The 21,508-nt window shown below is 54.3% G+C and carries 18 protein-coding genes; 10 read left to right on the plus strand and 8 right to left on the minus strand.

What is annotated here, in order from left to right; genetic code table 11:
* Positions 1-111: 111 nt before the first annotated feature.
* Together FRY97_RS12275 and FRY97_RS12280 are read right to left on the minus strand one after the other, a co-directional pair.
* Positions 112-876, minus strand: coding sequence for a LytR/AlgR family response regulator transcription factor (locus FRY97_RS12275; RefSeq protein ID WP_147167834.1), 765 nt, complete (start codon positions 874-876; stop codon positions 112-114).
* A gap of 227 nt (positions 877-1,103) precedes the next feature.
* Positions 1,104-2,966, minus strand: a complete 1,863-nt coding sequence (locus FRY97_RS12280; protein ID WP_147167835.1) for a tetratricopeptide repeat protein — start codon at positions 2,964-2,966, stop codon at positions 1,104-1,106.
* Positions 2,967-3,538: 572 nt separating this feature from the next.
* Here FRY97_RS12280 and FRY97_RS12285 point away from each other — a divergent pair.
* Complete coding sequence (locus tag FRY97_RS12285; RefSeq protein WP_147167836.1) at positions 3,539-4,390, plus strand: S24 family peptidase; 852 nt, start codon at positions 3,539-3,541, stop codon at positions 4,388-4,390.
* A 2-nt stretch (positions 4,391-4,392) separates the two neighbouring features.
* Positions 4,393-4,623 carry a hypothetical protein gene (locus FRY97_RS12290; protein WP_147167837.1) on the plus strand — a complete coding sequence of 77 codons (231 nt, stop codon included), beginning with the start codon at positions 4,393-4,395 and terminating at the stop codon, positions 4,621-4,623.
* A 17-nt stretch (positions 4,624-4,640) separates the two neighbouring features.
* Here FRY97_RS12290 and accC read toward each other — a convergent pair whose 3' ends face one another.
* Positions 4,641-6,113, minus strand: coding sequence for an acetyl-CoA carboxylase biotin carboxylase subunit (accC, locus tag FRY97_RS12295; protein ID WP_147167838.1), 1,473 nt, complete (start codon positions 6,111-6,113; stop codon positions 4,641-4,643).
* Positions 6,114-6,221: 108 nt separating this feature from the next.
* Here accC and FRY97_RS12300 point away from each other — a divergent pair, with 108 nt between their 5' ends.
* Complete coding sequence (locus tag FRY97_RS12300) at positions 6,222-8,183, plus strand: acetoacetate--CoA ligase (RefSeq protein ID WP_147167839.1); 1,962 nt, start codon at positions 6,222-6,224, stop codon at positions 8,181-8,183.
* Here the strand turns inward: FRY97_RS12300 and FRY97_RS12305 are convergent.
* From FRY97_RS12305 to FRY97_RS12325, 5 genes are all read right to left on the minus strand, one after another.
* Positions 8,178-8,831: a deoxynucleoside kinase gene (locus FRY97_RS12305; RefSeq protein ID WP_147167840.1), complete on the minus strand. Its 654-nt coding sequence runs from the start codon at positions 8,829-8,831 to the stop codon at positions 8,178-8,180. The two genes, FRY97_RS12300 and FRY97_RS12305, sit on opposite strands and share 6 nt — an antisense overlap.
* 83 nt (positions 8,832-8,914) lie before the next feature.
* Entirely contained in the window at positions 8,915-10,090 is a 1,176-nt protein-coding gene (locus FRY97_RS12310; protein WP_211356862.1) for a cytochrome-c peroxidase, read from the minus strand.
* A 602-nt stretch (positions 10,091-10,692) separates the two neighbouring features.
* Positions 10,693-11,700, minus strand: a complete 1,008-nt coding sequence (murB, locus tag FRY97_RS12315; protein ID WP_147167841.1) for a UDP-N-acetylmuramate dehydrogenase — start codon at positions 11,698-11,700, stop codon at positions 10,693-10,695.
* Complete coding sequence (locus FRY97_RS12320; RefSeq protein WP_147167842.1) at positions 11,697-12,236, minus strand: hypothetical protein; 540 nt, start codon at positions 12,234-12,236, stop codon at positions 11,697-11,699. The genes murB and FRY97_RS12320 overlap by 4 nt, the downstream gene beginning before the upstream one ends.
* Positions 12,233-14,035, minus strand: coding sequence for an ABC transporter ATP-binding protein (locus FRY97_RS12325; RefSeq protein WP_147167843.1), 1,803 nt, complete (start codon positions 14,033-14,035; stop codon positions 12,233-12,235). The genes FRY97_RS12320 and FRY97_RS12325 overlap by 4 nt, the downstream gene beginning before the upstream one ends.
* Before the next feature lie 757 nt (positions 14,036-14,792).
* Between FRY97_RS12325 and FRY97_RS12335 the strand changes: the two genes are divergently transcribed.
* The 7 genes from FRY97_RS12335 to FRY97_RS12365 all read left to right on the plus strand — a co-directional run bounded on the left by FRY97_RS12335 (position 14,793) and on the right by FRY97_RS12365 (position 21,497).
* Complete coding sequence (locus FRY97_RS12335; protein WP_147167845.1) at positions 14,793-15,656, plus strand: DUF6089 family protein; 864 nt, start codon at positions 14,793-14,795, stop codon at positions 15,654-15,656.
* 154 nt (positions 15,657-15,810) lie between these two features.
* Complete coding sequence (locus FRY97_RS12340; protein WP_170254619.1) at positions 15,811-16,644, plus strand: DUF6089 family protein; 834 nt, start codon at positions 15,811-15,813, stop codon at positions 16,642-16,644.
* A 400-nt stretch (positions 16,645-17,044) separates the two neighbouring features.
* On the plus strand, positions 17,045-17,470 hold the full coding sequence (locus FRY97_RS12345) for an arsenate reductase ArsC (RefSeq protein WP_170254620.1): 426 nt from the start codon (positions 17,045-17,047) through the stop codon (positions 17,468-17,470).
* Between the two features lie 107 nt (positions 17,471-17,577).
* Positions 17,578-18,894 carry a glutamate-1-semialdehyde 2,1-aminomutase gene (gene hemL / locus FRY97_RS12350; protein WP_147167848.1) on the plus strand — a complete coding sequence of 439 codons (1,317 nt, stop codon included), beginning with the start codon at positions 17,578-17,580 and terminating at the stop codon, positions 18,892-18,894.
* A gap of 73 nt (positions 18,895-18,967) precedes the next feature.
* Positions 18,968-20,014, plus strand: a complete 1,047-nt coding sequence (locus FRY97_RS12355; protein WP_147167849.1) for a sensor histidine kinase — start codon at positions 18,968-18,970, stop codon at positions 20,012-20,014.
* 39 nt (positions 20,015-20,053) lie between these two features.
* Positions 20,054-20,737 carry a response regulator transcription factor gene (locus FRY97_RS12360; RefSeq protein WP_147167850.1) on the plus strand — a complete coding sequence of 228 codons (684 nt, stop codon included), beginning with the start codon at positions 20,054-20,056 and terminating at the stop codon, positions 20,735-20,737.
* Positions 20,738-21,077: 340 nt separating this feature from the next.
* Positions 21,078-21,497 carry a CBS domain-containing protein gene (locus tag FRY97_RS12365; protein ID WP_147167851.1) on the plus strand — a complete coding sequence of 140 codons (420 nt, stop codon included), beginning with the start codon at positions 21,078-21,080 and terminating at the stop codon, positions 21,495-21,497.
* The last annotated feature ends 11 nt before the right edge of the window (positions 21,498-21,508 follow it).

The raw sequence follows: 21,508 nt of genomic DNA on the forward strand, positions 1-21,508 counted from the left end.
ATGGCAACAAAGAAAGGGCAAATAGAAGAGCGGGCAAGCCAGCATTGTACGAGCGTAGCTGATGGGTGTAGGAGCGTGGCGGGAGGTGTGGTGAGCGGCTTGGCCCTTATGTTAGAGGGCCTGCAGGGCGTCCATCAGCCTTTCCCGCCTTCGGACGGCTACCGGCAGGGTGCTCCCATCGGAGAGGTGGATGGTGCCCCCGTCTTTTTTCTCAAAGCGTTCGAAGTAGTTCAAGTTGACGAGGTGGGAGCGGTGCACGCGGAAAAAGTAGCGGCCCGAGAGCATTTGCTCGAAGGTCTTGATGGGTTTGGAGGCGAGGATTTCCCGCCCGTCGGAGAGGTGGAAAGTGGTGTAATTGCCTTCAGAGGCACAGCGGATGATCTCGCCCACCCGGATGAGGTAGACATTATCGCTGTCGGCCAGGACGATTTTCTGCTGCTCCAACCCTTCCCCTCTAGCCGTTGCCGGCTCGAGGTGCTCTTTTAGGACAGACAGCTGATCGGCCAAAGCTTGTTGGCTACGGTACTCTTGCAATGCCCTGCGCACGGCTGTGTGCAGCTCCTCCTCGTCCACAGGCTTGAGGAGGTAGTCGAAAGCACTGAACTTAATGGCTTGCAGGGCAAATTCATCGTGTGCGGTGATGAAAATTACCCGCCCGTTGAAGCCGGGCAGTTGTTGGAGGATATCAAAGCTCTTGCCGTCGGGAAGCTCAACATCGAGCAGGAGGAGGTCAGGATTGTGGACAGGGATAAGCGCAAGGGCCTCGGCAACACTGCCTGCGGTGCCCACCACTGCCGCTTCAGGGATTTGCTGTTGGAGGATCTGCAAAAGATAAGTGCGGATGTCCGGTTTGTCCTCAACAATGAATACGTGCATAATATGGTTGCTGAAGGCCTTTAGCCTGGCTTATTCAAAATAGGGTGTAAACCAAAATGTCGCAGGCCTTGAGGCTTTTCGGGCTTTAGCCTGGCATTGGCCTAGCGCTGCGAAGGGGTGGCAAGCCCGACAGGGCCGAGCGGACAGCGAGCCCCGGAGCATAGCGGCACCTGCCTGCTGGCAGGGGCAGGCCCCTCCAAAAAAAACGACAATCTGGTTTGCGCCCTTCAAATATTAAGGATAAACGCTACTTGAGTGCCTGCAGTTGAGCCATCCTCCATGGACCGGTCGATAATTTCATAACTAAATTTGCCCTTCATCAGTTTTTGCCGGTCTTGGGTGATTTCTGTAGCCCGGGAAGGGTAGGGGTGTTTGCCCGCTTTTGCGCCGCTGCGCCCTATACCGTTGTCCGTGATGCTGACTGCGAGCTGCTGGCTTCCGCGTTCTTCAAAATGTATACGCAGCATGCGCTGCCCATCTTCGAGGTAGCGCAGCCCGTGCTCGATGGCATTTTCTACAAAGGGCTGCAGCAGCATAGCCGGGATTTGGATGTCCTCCACGTCGAGGTCTTCAGGGGTCACAGTGATTTGCCATTCAAACTCAGTGGAGAGCTGTTGCAAGGCGAGGTAGTCTTTCAAGAACTGAAGCTCATCTTCCAATGTGGTCATTTCACTGTTTGAGCTTTCCAGCACCCGCCGCATAAGCCGGCCAAGCTGGCTCATGCTCCGCGAGGCCTTGTTTGTGTCTCCGGCCAGGATGAGGGTTTTGACGGACATCAGGGCGTTGAAGAAAAAATGGGGGTTGAGCTGTGCCCGGCGCCAGCGGAGCCGGATTTGGAGGTTCTCTTGTGCAGCGAGCAGCCTCCGCTGCCGGAAGAAGAGGTAAAGCCCTGAGAGGAGCAGGCTTGCGATGAGGGCCCCGGCGGCGATGAGGAAATTGCGCTGTTGTATCTGCAGGTCTTTGATCAGCGCCTGTTGCTCTAGGCGCTGTATCTCTTTTTCTTTGCGCTCAGCTTCAAATTGCACAAGGCGGCGGGTCAGCTCTTGTTTTGAAGCCCGGGCGTTAAGGCTGTCTTCTGCCACTTTCAGCAGCTCCAGGTAGCGAAGGCTGCCAGTGGGGTCGCCAGCTTTTTTGAGGATTTGGTAAAGCTGCTGCAGGGCATCCCGCCTGAGGCCCAAACTGAGCGCAGTATCTTGGGGCGGGGCTTCCTGCAAAAGCAGCTGCTCAGCTTTTTCGAGCTGCCCCTGCATGGCCAACGCTTCTGCCTTGCAGATGTAGGCATTGTAGCGGGGCTCCCCCTGAGGAAGATAGTACAAAGCTGAGTCCGCACCGGATATTGCGGCCTCAAACAGGCCTTGTGCCAGCCAGCCTTGTGCTTTGAGGCTATGTGAGCGGCCTATGCCTTCATCGCTATGCAATTGGCGGGCTACCCACAGGGCGGTATCTGCGTAGGATAGGGCCATTTGGGGCACCCCCTCATCGAGGTAGAGGGAGGAAAGGCTAACGGCCGCGTGGAGCTTGGTCTGTGGGGTATACCCGGTTTCTACAGCTAGTGATTTCAGATAATGGGCCTTGGCTTTTTCAGGGTAGCCCGCTGTACGGTAGACGAGCCCAATGTTCAGGTAGGACGCTGCAAGGTTGGGGGTAGGGTGCTGTTCTTCCAAAGCCAGCGACTGTTCGTAATAGGCGAGTGCCTGATCGGTGTCTTCTTTTACGAAGTAATAGTTGCCGAGGTTGTTCAGGGCGTTGATTTCTCCTTTGATGTCATGGATTGACCGGGCTTGAGCGAGCGCTGTCTCAAAATAAACGCGGGCTTCCTCGTTTTTTTGGAGGGTGAGGCAGACCATGCCCAGCGTGAGGTTGGCGACCATCTGCCCCCAGGGGTGGCGCTGCGCATTGGCGTATTGGAGGGCATGCAGGGCGGCCTGCTCTGCAGCATCCGGCTCGGCGTACAGCATCTGCTCTACCTGCCTAAGCTGCGCTCTGATGTAGAGGGAGTCGCTTGCCTCTTGTGCAAAAGCTTTGTAAAAAGGGAAGAGGCTGGAGATCGCCAGTAACAGTATCGCTTTTTTTGGCAAAAAGCCCTTCATAGTGCAATAGTTTCTAATTAAGAGAGCGTGTTGGGATTTTGGCCTTCTAGCCGAGAACCGGAGTTTAGCCAAGTCCCGCTTTTGATGCACAAAAGCGGGAAGGGTTTTCGGGGCGAAGTATAAGCGAAAAAGTGTCCCGCTGTCTAGCGGGACAGGCCGGCTTACTAAAGTCCCAACATCTCTAAAGGCGCTTGTGGTTAGCAGGACAGCAGCTTTTGTCTTGACAATATTGAAATCCGGGGCGGCAAAGGTGTCACTATTTTGGTAAACTGGAGTTGTTTTTTACACGGGTTGTGAGCAAATTATTTATTTTTGACAACGGGGTGGGGCCTGCCCCTGCCCGATGGCAGGTGCCGCTATGCTCCGGGGCTCGCTGTCCGCTCGGCCCTGTCGGGCTTGCCACCCCTGCGCAGCGCTAGGCCAATGCCAAGCTACAAAGCCTGAAAAGTTTAAGAGCTTGCGGGGAATTTAGCTTAAGCCCGTTCGCTATTCAAAGCTACGGTTTATCTACGTAATTTACCCTGCGTTCGGGCTATCCGGCCTTCAAAACGGGGTGCAAATTTCAAAAGCTTATGAGCAATATTGTTACACAGCGTTTTGTGAAATGCCATAACAAACTTAAAGAGGACAACAAAGTACGCTCAAGCCGGCAGTTTGCCCTTTCCTTAGACTACCTGCCGCAAAGCCTTAGCGAGATCCTAAAAGGCAGGCGTGATGTAACAATTGAACTGCTCCGGAAATCTGTAGAGGTGTACAGGATCAATCCGGTCTACATCTACACTGGCGAAGGGCCTATGTTTATGTCTGAGCAAGGCGGCCAGGAGCTCCGAGTGTTGACTATCGTGACAGACGGTCAGGACGAAGAGCGCATCGTACATGTACCGGTGCCGGCACAGGCGGGTTATGCCGAAGAGCTCACAGACCCTACCTTCATTCAGGAGCTGCCTACTTTTTCTCTGCCGGACTACAAATACAAAGTGGGCACCCACCGTGCATTTGATGTGGCCGGCGACAGCATGGAGCCAACCCTCTTTGAAGGCGATAAAGTGGTCTGCAGCTATATTGAGCCGACTCTTTGGGAGTCTTCTATCAAAGACAGCTATGTCTATGTTATCGTGACCCGTGCCGATGTAGTCGTGAAGCGGGCATACAACATGATCAAGGAAAGGCAGTGCCTTGAACTGCGGTCCGACAATTCTTATTATGCTCCTTATAAAGTAAGCCTAGGGGATATCCGGGAGGTTTGGTACGTCAGGGCGAAAATCAGCCCTTTCCTGCCTTCACCTCAAAACATCAAGCGGTACTTGCAGGAGGAGATGGAGAGCCTTAAGGATACCATTCAGGCTCAAAGCCGCACCATTGAGGCGCTCAACCAAACCATACAGCAAGTGCTTGGCAATCCGTTAGATGAAAAAAAACTATGAAGATGAGCAAAAAGATTAAGGGGAAAGTAGCCTACCAGAACTTGGAAGGCGGCTTTTGGAGCATCATCGGGGCTAAGGGGGAACAGCTGCGCCCGGTGAACATGCCAGAGCAGCTGAAAACGGAGGGTGCTGCTGTTGAGATCAGCTACCGCCCGGTCGAAGAGGAGATGTCTATGATTATGTGGGGGCAGGCCGTAACGATAACTGCTTTTCATACCTTATCGCCACAATAGGCCTGCCCCCGCAGGGGTCAGCCGTTGCGCTTGCCCCACTCCGTGCCATTGGCGTTAGGCACGGTGAGCTGTAGCTGCTGCTTAGAAGCCAGATAGGCCCCCAATTGGGCTGCAATGCCTGCCGCTGCCTTATTGCCCTTCTCCAGTGCTTCCGGCGTAAAGTATTGTTTCACAAAATGCGTATCAAAGTGGCCGGAGGTGAAAGCCTCGTGCTCACAAACGAATTTGCCGAAAGGCAGCGTTGTTTCTACCCCATCTATTTCGTACTGGGCTATAGCCTCCAGCATCCGCTGAATAGCTGCGTCCCGGTTGGCCCCATAAGTGACCAGCTTAGCAATCATGGGGTCATAGTAAATGGGGATTTCCATCCCGCTTTCATACCCATCGTCCAAACGGATATTTTCCCCTTCTGGCCTGATGTAGCGGTTGAGGGTGCCAACGCTGGGCAGGAAATTATCGGTGGGGTCTTCTGCATAAACCCGGAGCTCCAGTGCGTGGCCGTGGATAGACAAGTCTTCCTGCTTGATGCTCAGTTGTTCCCCTCTGGCGACAAGGATTTGCTGTTCTACAAGGTCTACCCCGGTGATCAGCTCCGTGACCGGATGCTCTACCTGCAAGCGGGTATTCATTTCGAGGAAGTAATAGTTGTGGTCGGCATCGAGCAGGAACTCAACGGTGCCAGCGCCTGTATAGTTGCAAGAACGGGCCACGTTGACCGCATCATTGCCCATACGCTCGCGCAATTCAGGCGTAAGCACGGAGGAAGGGGCTTCTTCTACCACCTTTTGGTGGCGGCGCTGCACACTGCATTCCCGTTCAAACAGGTGGATATAATTGCCGTGCTCGTCGGCCAGCACTTGTATTTCGATGTGGCGGGGGGAAGTCACATATTTTTCGATAAAAACGGAACCGTCGCCGAATGCGGAGGTCGCTTCGCTGATGGCACGCTCCATTTGAGATTCGAACTCCCCCGGGTTTTCGACAATCCGCATGCCCTTGCCTCCGCCGCCAGCAGAAGCTTTGATGAGGACAGGGAACCCGATCTCCTGCGCCACTTGTTTGGCCTCGGCAATATCCGTAATGGCGTGGTCTAGCCCAGGCACCATGGGGATATCATACTTCTTGACGGCATCTTTGGCTGCCAGCTTGGAGCCCATGATTTCAATGGCTTCCGGGCTGGGCCCAATGAATTTGATGCCCGCATCGGTAACCGCTTTTGCAAAAACCGCGTTTTCGCTCAGGAACCCATAGCCGGGGTGGATGCCGTCTACGCCCAATGATTTAGCGACAGCTATGATTTTCTCCTGTTGAAGGTAGGAAGCGGAGGAGGCTGCAGGGCCTACACATACCGCCTCATCGGCAAATCGGACATGCGGTGCATGCCGGTCAGCTTCCGAGAAGATGGCCACCGTTTTGATGCCCATTTTGCGGGCCGACCGCATTACGCGCAGGGCAATCTCCCCACGATTGGCTACAAGGATTTTCTTCATGGTTTTATTTTATGCACGAGCCGGGGCGCCCCGGCGTTGCGGTTCAACTTGTGGGGGAAATTAATTAAATTCCGGCCGTTTACACAACCTAACCAAAACCAAATTGCCATGACCGAACAGCCCATCTTGCTTTGGGAGCCTAGCCTGCCCACTTGTGAAAATGCCCGCCTCACTGATTTCATCAATTGGCTCAGTGCTCATAAACAATTGACAATAAACGGGTATGATGAGCTCTGGGCTTGGAGCGTGGCCCATATCGATGAATTTTGGGAAAGCATTTGGGGGTACTTCGACGTAATTTCCCATACGCCCTGGGAGCGGGTGCGCAATGGGGCCTCGATGCCCGGGGTCAAGTGGTTTGAAGGCAGTACCCTAAATTATGCAGAGCACGCCTTCCGCCACCGCACAGATCAGCGCCCGGCGTTATTGTTCCAGTCGGAGCACGTCCCTTTGTCCGAGCTGAGCTGGGCCGAGCTGGAAGCCCAGGTGGCAGCTTTTGCAGCCTATTTAAAAGCGCAGGGCGTTGGCAAAGGGGACTGTGTCGCAGCTTTTCTGCCCAATATCCCAGAAGCTACTGTCGCCTTCCTGGCTGCCTGCTCATTGGGCGCAATCTGGTCCAGCTGCTCTCCAGACTTTGGGGCCAGCAGCGTCGCTGACCGCTTCTTGCAGATCGAGCCGAAAGTGCTGATCGCTACTGACGGCTACCGCTATGGCGGGAAGCCTTTCAGCAAGCGGGAAGTCGTGGCGGATATCATCCGGTCGCTCCCTACCCTTGAACAGGTCGTGTGGGTGCCCCACTTTGATGCGGCTTCTTCTTTCCCCGGCACAGACCTTTGGGCAGATGCTTTGCAGACGCCCAATGAGGGGCTGTTTTTTGAGCCGGTGCCTTTTGGCCATCCTATTTGGGTCTTGTACTCTTCTGGGACTACCGGAAAACCTAAAGCCATTACACACGGGCACGGAGGGGTACTGCTCGAGCACCTGAAATACCTGGCTTTGCAAAATGATGTCCACCCCGGCGAGCGGTTTTTTTGGTATTCTACCACAGGATGGATGATGTGGAACTTCGTGCAAGCGGCTTTGCTTGTTGGCGCTACTCCGGTCCTCTACGATGGCAGCCCTGGTTTTCCAGACCTGAATGTGCTGTGGGAGTTTACAGAACGGGCGGGCATCCACCATTTTGGGACTAGCGCCCCTTATCTGGTGGCTTGTATGAAGAAAAAGGTTGCTCCGGGGCAGTCATTTGATCTTTCCCACCTCCGTTCTATAGGCTCTACAGGCGCCCCTTTGCCGCCAGAAGCGTTTGGCTATGTCTATGAGCAGATCAAAGCAGACGTTTGGCTGACTTCTATGAGCGGCGGTACTGATGTGTGCACTGCATTTGTCGGGGGGTGCCCTACTGAGCCGGTATACCAGGGCGAAATACAGCGGCGCGCTTTAGGCTGTGCGCTTTATGCCTACGACGATGAAGGGAAGGAACTGCCTGAGGGCGAGGTAGGGGAGATGGTGGTAACGGAGCCTATGCCCAGCATGCCCGTCTTTTTCTGGAAGGACGAAGACGGCAGCCGGTACCGGGAAAGCTACTTTGAAATGTTCCCAGGTATCTGGCGGCATGGAGACTGGGTTCAGATTACTTCGCGCAATACCCTGGTCATTCTTGGGCGCTCTGACGCTACCCTCAACCGGCAGGGCATACGTATCGGCACGGCCGAGATTTACCGGGCGGTTGATAAGGTAGGCGGCATCAAAGACAGCTTGGTCGTCAATCTAGAGCTGAGCGGCGGCCGGCATTTCATGCCCCTCTTCGTGCTGATGGAAGAAGGGCAGGAGCTGACAGAGCAAGTGCGGCAGGCCATACGCGATCAGCTGCGTGCCGATTATACGCCACGGCATGTGCCCGATGAGATCATCCAAGTGGAAGATATCCCGTACACCATAAGTGGCAAAAAGCTAGAGGCGCCGGTCAAAAAAATACTGATGGGGCGCCCCGTGGGCAAAGCAGCCAACCCCGGGGCAATGAGGAACCCCGAATCCTTGCAGTTTTTTATCCGCTTCTCAGAACAGCTATAATGCTTCCCGGTGGACACCGGCAGGATAAGGCCGATTAATGATTTCGAGCATTCGAAAATAAGCTTTGCGGTCGGCCACAAAGTCTTGCCCGCCCAAGTCAAGAATGAGAATCGGCATCTGCTCATTTGAACGGAAGAAGTCGAAATAAGCCTGCTGTATTTGCTGTAGGTAGGCTGGGGCGATCTCCTGCTCGTATTCCCGCCCCCGTTTACGGATATTCGGCAGCAGCTGCTCCACTGGCCGGTGAAGGTAGAGCAGCAGGTCGGGCTTGGGGAAGGAAGCGTTTAAAATGTGGAAGAGGCGCTGGAAGAGCCGGTACTCCTCTGGGTTGAGGTTGTTTTTAGCAAACAGCAGGGTCTTGACGAAGAGGTAATCGGCGATGATGCCTTTCTGGAAGAGCTCGTGCTGCCCCAGCTCCTGTTGCAACTGTTTGTGGCGCTCAGTCATAAAGAAGAGCTCCACGGGGAAAGCGTAACGGTCGGGGTTTTTGTAAAAATGGGGCAGGAAGGGGTTGTCGGCAAACTGTTCCAACAGCAACCGGTACTGATGCTGTGCGGAGAGCATTTTGCAAAATGTAGTTTTACCGGCACCGATATTCCCTTCCACCACAATAAACTGGTGTAAGAGGGCTGCTTTATCTTCCTTCATGCTGTAGGCTTAAACCGTCTGGCGGGGCCTCGGCCCCGCCACTATAAATCTAGGGACGGCAAAGGTAGGCAATCTGGTGTTGGCTACAGAAACGGATTGCTGAATTTCACGTCCTGTGCCAATTCGGTATCGGTGAGGGTCTTGAGGAAGTTGACCAGGTCGGCCTGTTCTTCTTCGCTCAGGTTGAGGCGTATGGGCTCCCCATCGGGGCCCTTCAGGGCTGTGCCCAAGTTGGGGTGGGGCTGAATGCCGGCATTGTAGTGGGCTACGACTTCCTCCAAAGTGCTGAACCGCCCGTCGTGCATATACGGAGCGGTAAGGGCTATGCTTTTGAGGGAGGGCACTTTAAAAGCGCCCAGGAAATTGGGGTTGTTGATGGCCTCAAAGACGCCCAAGTCTGTGGTCGAGGCGGCATCCAGCCCATTGTTGGTGGGCCCGTTGTCGGGGTTGATGAAAGCCTCGGTGGAGTGGCAGCCGATACAGCTGCCGCCTCCTAGCGGCACGGGCTGGAAGAAAATCCGTTTGCCATTGTTTTCGCTTTCGGTAAAATTGGGGAAGGCTGTGGTGGGGGAATTGACCTGCGCCCGCCCTTCGTCATAGCGGCTTTGGGTGCTGGCCATGCTCCGCACAAACTGTGCAAGGGCTTTAGCCACCAGCTCCGGCGTTATTGTAGTGGTGCCGAAGGCGGCATCGAATAGGGCAGGGTAGTAGGCTTGTTCCTCAATAATGCCCACCAGCTCGGCTAGGGAAAGCCCCATTTCTACGGGGTCTTGGAAAGGCATGAGGACTTGTTCTTCGAGGGTGGCAGCCCGCTCGTCCCAGAAAAAGCGCCCCCTTCCATACCAGGTAGCATTGATCAGGGACATGGAATGCCTCCGGGTCTGCCCCCCATTGAATCCGGTGCTCAAGACCGCATCATCCGAGAACCCCTTCTCTTGCTGATGGCAGGATGCACAGGAGACGGTCCCGTTGGCGCTCAGCTTTTGATCATAAAAAAGGACTCTGCCGAGCGTTGCGCCGGCATTGGTAATGGGGTTGTCTGCTGGCGTATTGTCGTTATCAGTGGCGGCATTTTGCCCGGGGCCCATCAGCACATTGACCGAAAGGTGGGCAGGCAGCTCTAGTCCAGCATATTCATAGGGTGTTTCCGGAAGGTTCAGCAGCCCGGGCTCTGGAGCTGCGGTAGGGGGCACATCTTTGTCGCAAGCGAATAAGAACAGGAGCATCAGGGCGGGCAGTGCGCGTTTCAGCATTTGCATAGGGTTTGTTTTTTTTGTAATAGCCCTTTGATGCTAATTAGGGGGCAGCGTTTAATGAGCTGCCTTTAAGATCGTGTTGGGACTTTAGTAATCGGTCTGTCCCGCTAAGCTAGCGGGACACTTTTTCGCTTATACTTCGCCCCGAAAATCCTTCCCGCTTTTGTGCATAAAAAGCGGGACTTGGCTAAGCTCCGGTTTTCGGCTAGAAGGCCAAAAGCCCAACGGGCGTAAACCAAACTGTCGCAGGTGTTTACGCTTTCCGGGTTTTAGGCTGGCATTGGCTCTAGTACCTCAAGCCATAAATCCTTGCCACCCCAAGTTTCGTTCTTTTCCGCCTACTCTTCGTTAAAGAACCGCTCCTTTAGCTCGGGCTAAAGTCGCGAACCTTCGCCTTGATTAGCCGGAAAATAACTTCAACTTAAGTATCATAGATTTATGACTTAAGGCACTTGCCTGGCATTGGCCTAGCGCTGCGAAGGGGTGGCAAGCCCGTTAGGGCCGAGCGGACAGCGAGCCCCGTAGCATAGCGGCACCTGCCCGTTGGCAGGGGCAGGCCCCATCCAGAAAAACGACAATCTGGTTTGCGCCCAGCCCAACACGCTCTAAATGATGTTGACTTCTGGCTCAAGGTGGATGCCAAACTTGCGGGCTACGTCTTCCGCTATGCGTTGTGCGAACGCCCAGACTTCGGCCCCTGTCCCCCCACCATAGTGGACGATCACAAGCGCCTGTTTGGGGAAAGTGCCTACTGCGCCTGAGCGTTTGCCTTTCCAGCCTGCCCGGTCGATGAGCCAGCCTGCCGGCACCTTGGTATGCCCGTTGGGCAGCGGGTAGCCCGGAACATCCGGGCATTTCGACTTCAGGGATTGAAAAACGTCTTGGGGCAGCTCCGGGTTTTTGAAGAAGCTGCCGCTATTGCCAAGGCTTGCAGGGTCGGGCAGTTTTGACTGCCGGATACGGATGACAGCCCGGCGGACGTCATCGGGGGTAGGGGCGGTAGTGCTAGAAAGCTCCTCTTGTATTGCCCCGTAAGTGGTGCTGAGCTGATGCGGGGGGCGGCTCAGCCTAAGGGTAATACCGGTAATGGCAAATTGCCCCTTGTGGGAAGATTTGAAGATACTGCTCCGGTAGCCAAGCTTGCAGTCTGCTGCGCTGAGCACTGCCCTTTTGCCGGTAGCCATTTCCAGTGCCTGCACTTCCACGAGCACATCAGAGAGCTCTACACCGTATGCCCCGATATTTTGAATGGGGGCTGCCCCCGCAGTGCCCGGGATGAGGGCCAGGTTTTCCAGGCCGCCCAGCCCTTGTGCCACCGCCCAGTTGACCAGTTCATGCCAGTTTTCGCCAGCGCCTGCCTGTACCAAGGCTTCTTTTTGTGTGGCGTGTACTATTTTTTTCCCCATTATCCGGTTGAGGATGACTGGCTGCTCCACGTCGCGGGTGAGCAGGATATTGCTGCCGCCCCCCAGGAGTAGAGGGTTGGCGCCCGGGTTGGCTTTCAACCATTGGGCGAGCGCATCTTCATTTCGGCAAATGGCCAATCGGCGGGCAATTGCCGGGAGGCCGAAGGTATTGTACGGGGTAAGGGGGGTGTCCTTTTGGAAAATCATGGCAATAGATTGCGTGCGGCTACGTCAAAGCCCCAAAAGCCCGGGATGAAGCGTAGGCTGACTGTATCGCCCCTTTGGGGGGCTGGGTTGATGGGCACAGGGTTCTTGACCGTCCTGAATTGCTCTTGGCGATAAAAAGTAATCCGGTAGCCCTTCGGCAGCTGCCGGGTTTCTGCCCCACGCTCCCCTGTGCTGCCAAAATAAGGCGTTTGGCTGACAAAAATCACGGGGAGCAGGCGGGCATTACCCCTGCTGGCCCAACGGTTGCTTAAGCTGCCGCCAAGGGGGGCAAAAACGGCACAGCTGATGATGAAAAACACGTATACCTGTACCTTGGCTGTGAGGCCGGGGCATTGCCGGGCATAAGGCCGGGCAAGCAGCCACCCTGCCCCTGCGCCTACGAAGAGGCTGCCCACCACTAGGCGGGCGACATCAATGGTCCGGTTGAACCATTCAAACTCAAAGGTATAGGCGGCCACCGCCAGCAGTACCGCCATGCCCGACAAGAAGTACCTTAGTTTCTCTTTCCAGCTCACTGAATCGGTTCAAATTGAAGCTTAGCGAGGGTGTTGTAGGCGCCGTCTTCCCGGGCAGAGAGCTCAGTGTGCGTGCCTTGCTCGATTATCCGGCCATCATCGATCACGAATATCTGGTCCACATCGCGGATGGTGGCCAGGCGGTGGGCGATGATGATGGAAGTCCGGCCTTCCATGAGCGTATTGAGCGCGTCTTGCACGGCTTTCTCCGATTCCGCGTCGAGGCTTGAGGTGGCTTCGTCGAGGAGGAGTATAGCCGGGTCTTTCAGGATAGCCCGGGCAATGGCAATGCGCTGCCGCTGCCCGCCCGATAGCTTGACGCCCCGCTCGCCCACCAGGGTGTCGAGCCCTTCCGGGAACCCGGAAATAAAGCTCCATGCATTGGCCTGCCGGGCAGCTTCTGTGATTTCTTCTTCCGTTGCCCCAGGCTTGCCGTAGGCAATGTTCTCCCGTATTGAGCCGCCAAAGAGGATGACCTCCTGAGGCACTATCGCCATGTTTTTGCGGTAAGCAGTGATGTCGTAGCTTGAAATGGGCTGCCCATCTACCTTGATCTCCCCGCCCTGCAGGCCGTAGTAGCGCAGCAGCAATTGTACAATGGTCGACTTGCCGGCTCCGCTAGTCCCGACAAGAGCTACCTTCTGCCCGGGCTCTACGCTAAAAGAGAGGCCCTTGAGGACTTCAATGTCGGGCCGGGTAGGGTAGCGGAAGTGGACCGACTCGTAGGCAATCCGGCCTTCGAAGGAATGTGCTGGGGCCTCACCGTGAGCCCTGATGCTGACCTCTGCCGTCTCGTCCAGGATTTCCCGGATGCGCTCTGTAGCACCGATGGCCCCCAGCAGCTCGGTGTAAAAATTGCCCAGGCCAGCAATCGAGCCGCCAATGATAGCAGTATAGGCTACAAACTCGATGAGCAGGCCCACAGTCATCTCGCCCGATTGTACCAGGCTAGCCCCTTGCCAAATGATGAAGAACAGGGCCCCAAAGAGGAAGGTGACGATGAAAACCGTGAACAGTGCCCTCCAGCGGGCGTACTTCAAAGACATGCCCACCACCCGCTCGATCCGCTTGCCGTAGCGCAGGGATTCGAAGAGCTCATTGGTGAACGATTTGACCGCCTGTATGGCCTGCATGGTCTCGTTTAAAATGTTGTTCGACTCCGCCAGCTCCTCCTGCCGCTCCTTGGACAATTTGCGGATGAAGCGGCCGAAGAACATAGCCCCGATGATGACCACTGGGAAAGTGCCCAGCATGATAAGCGAAAGGGTAGGGGCCCGGAAGGCCAAAAATATGATGCCCGCTACCAAGATGATGATCTGCCGCAGGAATTCCGCCAAGGTAATGGAAAAAGCGTTGTACAGCTTCTCTACGTCAGAGGTCAGCCTGCTGACGAGCTCGCCGACCCGCGACTCCTCAAAGAAAGTCATGGGCATGGTGATCAGCTTTTCGTACAGCGCACGGCGCACATCTGCTATCCCTTTTTCGCTGACAATGGCAAATAGATAGATCCGCAGATAAGATACGCCGCCTTGTACAACAAGGACAATTGCGAGTATCCACCCCACATCCCCCAAGTCGATCTCCATCCCCTGTTCGCCCTGCGCGATGTCTACCATCAAGCCAGAAAGATAAGGGAAAACCATGAAGGTGAGGGAGGAAAGGAAGAGGAGCACCAGGCCGAAGCCGAAGGCAAAGCGGTAGGGCCGGATGAACCTGAAGATGCGGGCCGCATCTTTTAGTTTTTCTTTAGTGAGTTTGACCTTGGGTTGTTCCGGGTCCTGAGTTTTTCTTCTGGCCATAATAATGTGGCAGTCTTTGTATGGGATGGAAAAAGGAGGGCAAATTACCGGAAGCTGCCGGCAAGTTGGCCACAGTTTGATCATAAGGCCATTTTCATGGGGGAGGGCTTCCGGTTATCATGCTCGCCCGATTCGAAAACGCTTTCAAACAGCTATTGGTTAAAGTTAGGCAGATATTTGCCAGCTGGGCGCAAACCAGATGGCCCTTTTTTTGCCTGCCCCTTCCGCAAGGATGGGGGCCTGCCCCTGCCAGCGGGCAGGTGCCGCTATGCTGCGGGGCTCGCTGTCCGCTCGGCCCCTCGCCCTACAGGCGTCGGGTCTGGCCTTCGGCCACCCCTCCGCAGCGCTAGGCCAATGCCAGGCTAGTGCCTTAAGCCATAAATCTCTGATACTTAAGTTGAAGTTATTTTCCGGCTAATCAAGGCGAAGGTTCGCGACTTTAGCCCGAGCTAAAGGAGCGGTTCTTTAACGAAGAGTAGGCGGAAAAGAACGAAACTTGGGGTGGCAAGGATTTATGGCTTGAGGCACTAGAGCCCGAAAAGCATAAACAACGGCGATATTTTGGCCCACGCCCTGCCAGCTCCGCCCAGTGCTTTTTGGGGCTTGTACGGTACTGCAGCCTCCACAGCAGGGCCTGCCACGCCACGCAGGGATTTTTTTTAAATATATTTTTTACTTTTGAGACCAGCTTAATGAACAACGTCAGCTCATAGCTGCCGGCTACTTACCAAAAAGCGTGCTACAAAATCCCAAAACTATGCAAAAAGCGCTAAGGCTATCCGTGAGCGTCATGGCGTTCCTATCCCTGTCAGCGGCTTCCCTTCCTGCACAATTTATCGATCTGGGCTTCAATTTCGGGGCTGCCTTCTACAGTGGCGACCTTTCCCCCAATTCCCCTTTGCAAAGACTTCAGGAAATGCGCCCGGCAGCAGGCATCTTTTGCCGGCTGTCGACGAGCAATAAATGGTCATCCCGTTTCAACCTTAATTTTGCCTCTATTGCCGGCGATGACAGCCGTACCCACCGTGTGCAGCGCGGGCTGGCTTTTCAGACCAACTTCACAGAGTTTTCCGCTATTGCGGAATGGCATGCCATCCGGATCCGGCACACCGAGTACAGTTTCACCTTCCCCTATGTATTTGGCGGCATTGGGCTAATGCATTTCAACCCTCGGCGCGAGGTAAACGGAGAGTGGGTCGAGCTTCAGCCGCTGGGCACAGAAGGGCAGGGGCTTCCGGGCTACGATGCCCCCTACCGGCTCACTCAGCCGATGCTGCCTTTCGGGGCCGGTATCAAGTTCATTACCCGCAACTTTACGTTCGGGCTGGAGTTCGGGGCCCGTTTTATGCAGACCGATTATCTGGACGATGTGAGCGATCGGCTGATCAACCATCAGGATGTTTTTTTGGGCAACGGGCCGCTCGCTGCGAGCCTGAGCTCCCCTCGGCTGGGCGGCGCAGAGGCAGTGGATACCGATTATCGCAGGGGCGGTGCTTCCCGGGATTGGGCCTACCTCATGAACCTCACCGTTTCCTACAACTTTGGCCGGGGCATACACAAAATGCTGTCAGACCCAGTGCCTTGCCCGTCCTTCAAGAAGCCAACCGGGCGCTCGCTTTAGGCTATCTTCTGGGCTTGTAGGACGAGCGGTAAAGTTTTTTTGCAATGCCCGCGAAATTTTGCCTGCCGGGCAGCGTTAGGAAGATTGTCAGCCTCCTCCTTTTTGTGGGCAGGCCCCGTTAGGCGCTCCTAATTGATCCCAAATGGCTATTACTATGAGAAATGTGCACTTCAGCTTACCGTTATTCGTTTCCCTGATCGTTTTTTTAGGCGCCCCCCGCCTACAGGCTCAAACTGAGATTGGCGTTATGGGCGGCGTCTCCCTCTACAGCGGAGATTTGTCCCCCCAAGAGATAGGGCTATATTTCCAGGATGTCCGGCCTGCTTTTGGCGCCTTCGCCCGTTTTGGGGTTGGCAGGGCATTCGCGCTGCGCGCCGGGGTAAGTGCTGGCACGGTCACTGCAGATGCCTCAGAAAATGGGCTAGCGCTCAGCGGGCTGTCTTTCCGCAGCCGCATCACAGAGTTTTCTCTGGTCGGGGAGCTCAATCTTTTTACAATCGGGCAGCGCATCGCGCCTTATGTGTTTGGTGGAGGGGCGGTCTTCCGTTTTAGCCCAGAAGCTGAGTTTGATGGCGATTTTGTGCAGCTTCAGCCCTTGGGCACCGAAGGGCAGGGCCTGCCTGGCTACGATGCGCCTTATTCGCTTACCCAATGGGCGATACCGCTCGGCTTGGGCGTCAAAATCCTGCTTTCTGACCAAGTTACCCTTGGGCTGGAGTTTGGCGGGCGCAAACTTTTCACAGACTACCTGGATGATGTCAGTGCGAATTCCTTTAATTATGGGGATGTGCTGGAAGGCAATGGAGAATTGGCTGCCCGCCTGAGCTTGCCTTTCGTGGAAGACCCTGACCTAGATGGCAGCTATTCTCGCGGAGGCGACTATGACGACTGGTACTACATCGGCGGCGTCTCCCTCTCTTTCCGCTTAAGCGGCGGCAGCCGCGGCAGTTGGAACAGTGGGCGGGGCATTGGATGCCCTACATTCTGATGAAGCGTAATACTGAAGGGCCTTTATCTTTCTGTTGTTCAGCGGTTTGAAGGTTTTTGGTTATTCCTTGTCTCATATTGATACGAAAAAAACGGAATTGGTTAAAAAAAGACCATTTGCCGGTATCGGGAAATCTGTTTTGGCAGAATCAGCCCATGCTTAGCCGGTGCCCTTACTGATCCCCTCATTGGCAGAATTCTATTTTCCCCCTTGCCTTTGATTTGTTTCCCAGCCCCCTTTTCTTTCTTGGCATAGGCTGCATTTTTAAGTTATTCGTGTTAACTTTGTGTTAACTTGAAGTAAGGAGCAGTATTTTATATGGTCTGCCCGGGCATTGGTCCCGAGTTGTTGTACTGTTGTCCTGCTTCTGGATTTTTTTGCCTTCTTAAATATGCAACCTATGAAGAGGGTCCTGGTGCTTTGCACCGGTAATTCATGCAGGAGCCAGATGGCGGAAAGCTATTTGCGCTTTTACGCCAACGAGCTGCTGGAAGTCGAAAGTGCCGGCCTGAGGGATCAGGGGGTCAATCCTATGACGATCAAGGTCATGGAGGAAGACAATATCGATACAGAAGGCCTGCTTTCTAAGCCGTTGAGCACATTTTATGGCCAGCATTTCGACTACTTGATCACGGTCTGCAATCGTGCTGCGGACGCTGACCTTGCCGGGCTTTCTTACGATGAGCACATTCACTTTGATATCCCCGATCCGGCTCTGGCCACCGGTGCCCCCGAAAGGGTTGAACGTGAATTCCTGCGGGTCAGGGAAATCGTTAAAAAGAATATGCTCAAGTTCTTAGGCAAGCTGATGGCAGAAAGCCAATAGCCTGCCCCCCTTTCAGCCGATCTGCCCTTACCCTCCCTATTTACTCTCCTCTGACAACCTGCAAGCCGAATTCTGCTTACCTTTGCAAGTCAAAATATTGACGCTGCATGGAAAAAAACGAGATCATCCTTAAACGGCAACGCTCCGCTGAATTATTCGAAGAAGCCAAGCAATATTTCCCGGGCGGGGTCAACTCTCCGGTCCGCGCTTTCAAATCTGTCTTTGGGCCGCCGCTCTTTATAAAAGAAGGCAACGGCTGCCGGATCACCGATGAGGATGATAACACCTATATCGATTTCTGTGGCTCTTGGGGGCCCCTTATCTTGGGCCACAATAATGAGGCGGTACGGGAAAAGATTGTTTCTACGGTTGCCCGTGGCACTTCTTTTGGCACCCCCACCCGCCTGGGCAACGAGCTCGGGAAGCTCATCGTGGACCACAACCGGTTTATCGATAAAATACGCTTTGTCAGCTCAGGCACAGAGGCGGTCATGTCTGCTATCCGCCTGGCGCGGGGCATTACCGGCAAGAGCAAGGTGGTAAAATTCGAGGGCTGCTATCATGGGCATGTAGATTCATTGCTGGTCAAAGCCGGCTCCGGCCTGGCCACGTTTGGCGAAAGCACTTCGGCGGGCATACCTGAATCTTTTGTAAAAGAGACCCTGGTCCTCCCGCTCAATGACCGCAAGGCGCTGGACGATACCTTGCGCGCTTACGCTGGAGAAATTGCCTGCGTGATTGTGGAGCCGGTGCCTGCCAACAATGGCTTGCTCTTACAAGATGCCTCCTTCTTGGAATGCCTGCGTTTGAAATGTTATAAATACGGCGTGCTGCTTATTTTCGATGAAGTCATTTCTGGCTTCCGGGTCGGGTTTGAAGGCGCAGCAGGGTATTATGGCATACAGCCCGATATCATTACCTACGGCAAAATTATTGGCGGGGGGATGCCGGTTGGGGCTTACGGCGGTAGCCATGAGGTGATGAGCCACATTTCCCCCGATGGCCCCGTTTACCAAGCGGGCACCCTTTCTGCTAACCCGGTAGCTATGGCAGCAGGGTATGCCACTTTGCAGCAGCTGCTGGCCCCTGGATTTTATGAGGGGCAAGAAGCCCGCACGCGGAGGCTCGTCGATAGGATACAGCACTATGCCGACCGGCAAGGTTATGATATGCACTTGGAGCAGATCGGATCTATCTTCTGGATCGCTTTTACGCGGCAGCGCATCACCCGGGCTGATCAGATTGACCCGGCTGGGATGGAGTATTTCAAAAAGCTGCACCGGGAGTTGTTGTTGAGAGGGGTTTACCTGGGGCCTTCGGGCTACGAAGTGGGCTTCGTTTCTGCCGCCCATACCGAAGCTGACCTGGACCAGGCCGCAGCCATCATGGAAGAAGCATTGGATGTCGTTTTCGCTCAGGGCTAATGGTAGCGAGCCTTATTGCCCCAACATAGTCTAAGCGCTGGGCTGCCTTGAACAGCTCCTTAAACCGCAAGCAATGGAAAAGTCTCGTAATGTCCGTTTGAGGTTGTTGTCTTACGGTGTGATCGCCTATATGATGTTGGCTTTCGCATGGTGGTCTGTGCTGCTGTACACCAAGAACAACGATGCCTTTTTAGCCAAACGGGATAAGATGCGCATCCTCATGGTAGCAGAGGGCAGTGTAGGCAGCGAGCAGGAATTTTTGAGCTCAGCGCCCTATCAAGAGCTGAAGGCTCAGTACACCCGGCAGGAGTACATGATATTGGGGGAAGCCGGGGTCATCATTTTTACCCTGCTGATAGGGATGTGGCTCATCAACCGGTCTTACAACAAAGAAATGGAAGCCGCCCGTCAGCAGCGCAATTTTCTGCTTTCCATCACGCATGAGCTGAAGTCGCCCATTGCGAGCATCCGGCTGGTTTTGGAGACGTTCCAGAAGCGGGAGCTGCCTGCGGACAAGAAGGAACGGCTTACCCGTAGTGCTTTGGTAGAAACCGAGCGGCTGAATGGGCTGGTCAACGATTTGTTGCTCTCTGCAAAATTGGAGGCCGCTTACAAGCCGCTACAGGAAGACCTTGACCTGCCCCAAATGCTGGAAGACTTGGTGGAAACACTAGAAGCAAAATACCCGGACGCCCGCTTCCATTTTGATAAGCGCTCTGCAGTCAGAAAGTTTAGGGGAGACCGTACCGGTATGACCTCTGTCATGCTCAACCTGATGGAAAATGCAGTCAAGTACTCGCCTAAGCCAGCTGAAATTGAAGTGAATATATTCGAAGAGCCTGATGCCCTGATTCTGGAGTTCGCGGATCAGGGGCATGGGATCCCCGAGGAGGAGAAGCCTCTGGTTTTTCAAAAATTCTATCGGGTCGGGAGTGAGGATACCCGCAAAACAAAAGGCACTGGATTGGGTTTATACATCGTGCAACGGATCGTGAAGGCGCATCATGGGCAGATAGAAATAGCAGACAACAGCCCCAAGGGCACTTTGTTCCGCGTTCGCTTCCCAATGGGCAAGGCATGGGAAGCTCCGCAGCAGCCCTTACAGCCGATGAAAGCCTGACTTTCTTCATTTAAAGCCAATTCTTACTCAAACGAAGTTATGCGCATATTGCTCGTTGAAGACGAAGAGAACATTCAGGACGTCATCAAGCTGAACCTGGAAATGGAAGATTTTGAGGTCGTCGCCGCAGATAATGGCAAAGATGCCCTCAAATTTGCGAGGGAGCAGCATTTCGACTTGCTCATCCTTGATGTTATGCTGCCCGAGGTAGATGGGTTTCAGATCTGTGAACAGGTAAGGCTGACCAACCGGGAGGTGCCGATCATTTTCCTGACAGCCAAAGATTCTGCCCAAGACCGGATCGCCGGGCTCAAGAAAGGGGCGGATGACTACCTGACTAAGCCGTTCAACCTCGAAGAGCTGCTGCTGCGTGTCAATAACCTGATAAAACGGACGAGCAAAAGCCCCGACAACACCCCTGATGAATTCTCCTTTGGCAACAACTGGGTCAATTTTGCGACCTATGAAGCCAAAGGCAACCCTGGCAGTTTCACCCTCACTAAGAAGGAAGCTATGTTGTTGAAATTGCTGGTAGACCGAAGGGGGGAGGTCGTTTCCCGGCAGCAGATATTGCAGTCGGTTTGGGGCTACGATGTGTACCCTTCTACCCGCACGATCGATAATTTTATCCTTTCCTTCCGGAAGTATTTCGAGAAAGACCCTAAAGCGCCAGAGTTCTTTCTTTCTGTAAGAGGGGTAGGCTATAAGTTTGCCGAAGCCTGAGCCCTGCTGATTTGGCCGGGCGCAAACCAATATGCTGCGGCCTTTTATAGCATGACGGTACTGGCCTAGCGCTGCGAAGGGGGGGGCAAGCCCGTTAGGGCCGAGCGGACAGCGAGCCCCGGAGCATAGCGGCACCTGCCGGTTGGCAGGGGCAGGCCCCACATCCTACAGGGGTAGGTGGGTGCTCAAAAAACAACAACCTGGCTTTTTCTATTTGGTTTATTTTTTGGTTGCAGTACCCTGGTTTAGCCGATAAAAAGATGGCAAGAGTTTGTATTGAGCAAATTTTTGCTTAAATTATAGGGGTCAATGATTTGTTGAACTATAAATCTGCTGCCCTATGATGAACGAACCTATATCCTCTATCATGACGCGCAAGGTAGTGACCGTCAGGCCTACCGATACGTTGGAAGCCGTCAAAGAAATCCTGTTTTTCAAGCACATCCACCACATCCCTGTTGTAGAGGGGCACCGCCTAATGGGCATCATTACTTCCTACGACCTTGTGCGCTTGGGCAAATGTCAAGATGAGTACCGTAGCATCAAAGTGGGAGATGTGATGACGACCAAAGTCGCGACCCTTAGCCCTGACGATAAAATTGGCGCAGCAGCTGAAGTCTTCCTGGAAAATCTGTTCCACGGGCTCCCTATCGTTAATGAAGCTAAGGATTTGGTTGGCATCATCACCACTCACGATATCCTTAAATACGAATTCTACAAGGAGTACCCGAACCATAAGATTTATTGGCAGCCAGCTTAGTAGCTCGTGTC

It is taken from the genome of Phaeodactylibacter luteus, from assembly GCF_007993045.1.
GTDB classification, from domain to species: domain Bacteria; phylum Bacteroidota; class Bacteroidia; order Chitinophagales; family Saprospiraceae; genus Phaeodactylibacter; species Phaeodactylibacter luteus.

Coding starts and splice junctions, on each gene's coding strand:
- FRY97_RS12310 (WP_211356862.1), bottom strand. CDS start 10,090: ATGCAAATGCTGAAACGCGCACTGCCCGCCCTGATGCTCCTGTTCTTA.
- accC (WP_147167838.1), bottom strand. CDS start 6,113: ATGAAGAAAATCCTTGTAGCCAATCGTGGGGAGATTGCCCTGCGCGTA.
- hemL (WP_147167848.1), top strand. CDS start 17,578: ATGGAAAAAAACGAGATCATCCTTAAACGGCAACGCTCCGCTGAATTA.
- FRY97_RS12280 (WP_147167835.1), bottom strand. CDS start 2,966: ATGAAGGGCTTTTTGCCAAAAAAAGCGATACTGTTACTGGCGATCTCC.
- FRY97_RS12335 (WP_147167845.1), top strand. CDS start 14,793: ATGCAAAAAGCGCTAAGGCTATCCGTGAGCGTCATGGCGTTCCTATCC.
- murB (WP_147167841.1), bottom strand. CDS start 11,700: ATGATTTTCCAAAAGGACACCCCCCTTACCCCGTACAATACCTTCGGC.
- FRY97_RS12290 (WP_147167837.1), top strand. CDS start 4,393: ATGAGCAAAAAGATTAAGGGGAAAGTAGCCTACCAGAACTTGGAAGGC.
- FRY97_RS12325 (WP_147167843.1), bottom strand. CDS start 14,035: ATGGCCAGAAGAAAAACTCAGGACCCGGAACAACCCAAGGTCAAACTC.
- FRY97_RS12355 (WP_147167849.1), top strand. CDS start 18,968: ATGGAAAAGTCTCGTAATGTCCGTTTGAGGTTGTTGTCTTACGGTGTG.
- FRY97_RS12300 (WP_147167839.1), top strand. CDS start 6,222: ATGACCGAACAGCCCATCTTGCTTTGGGAGCCTAGCCTGCCCACTTGT.
- FRY97_RS12360 (WP_147167850.1), top strand. CDS start 20,054: ATGCGCATATTGCTCGTTGAAGACGAAGAGAACATTCAGGACGTCATC.
- FRY97_RS12305 (WP_147167840.1), bottom strand. CDS start 8,831: ATGAAGGAAGATAAAGCAGCCCTCTTACACCAGTTTATTGTGGTGGAA.
- FRY97_RS12345 (WP_170254620.1), top strand. CDS start 17,045: ATGAAGAGGGTCCTGGTGCTTTGCACCGGTAATTCATGCAGGAGCCAG.
- FRY97_RS12285 (WP_147167836.1), top strand. CDS start 3,539: ATGAGCAATATTGTTACACAGCGTTTTGTGAAATGCCATAACAAACTT.
- FRY97_RS12340 (WP_170254619.1), top strand. CDS start 15,811: ATGAGAAATGTGCACTTCAGCTTACCGTTATTCGTTTCCCTGATCGTT.
- FRY97_RS12275 (WP_147167834.1), bottom strand. CDS start 876: ATGCACGTATTCATTGTTGAGGACAAACCGGACATCCGCACTTATCTT.
- FRY97_RS12365 (WP_147167851.1), top strand. CDS start 21,078: ATGATGAACGAACCTATATCCTCTATCATGACGCGCAAGGTAGTGACC.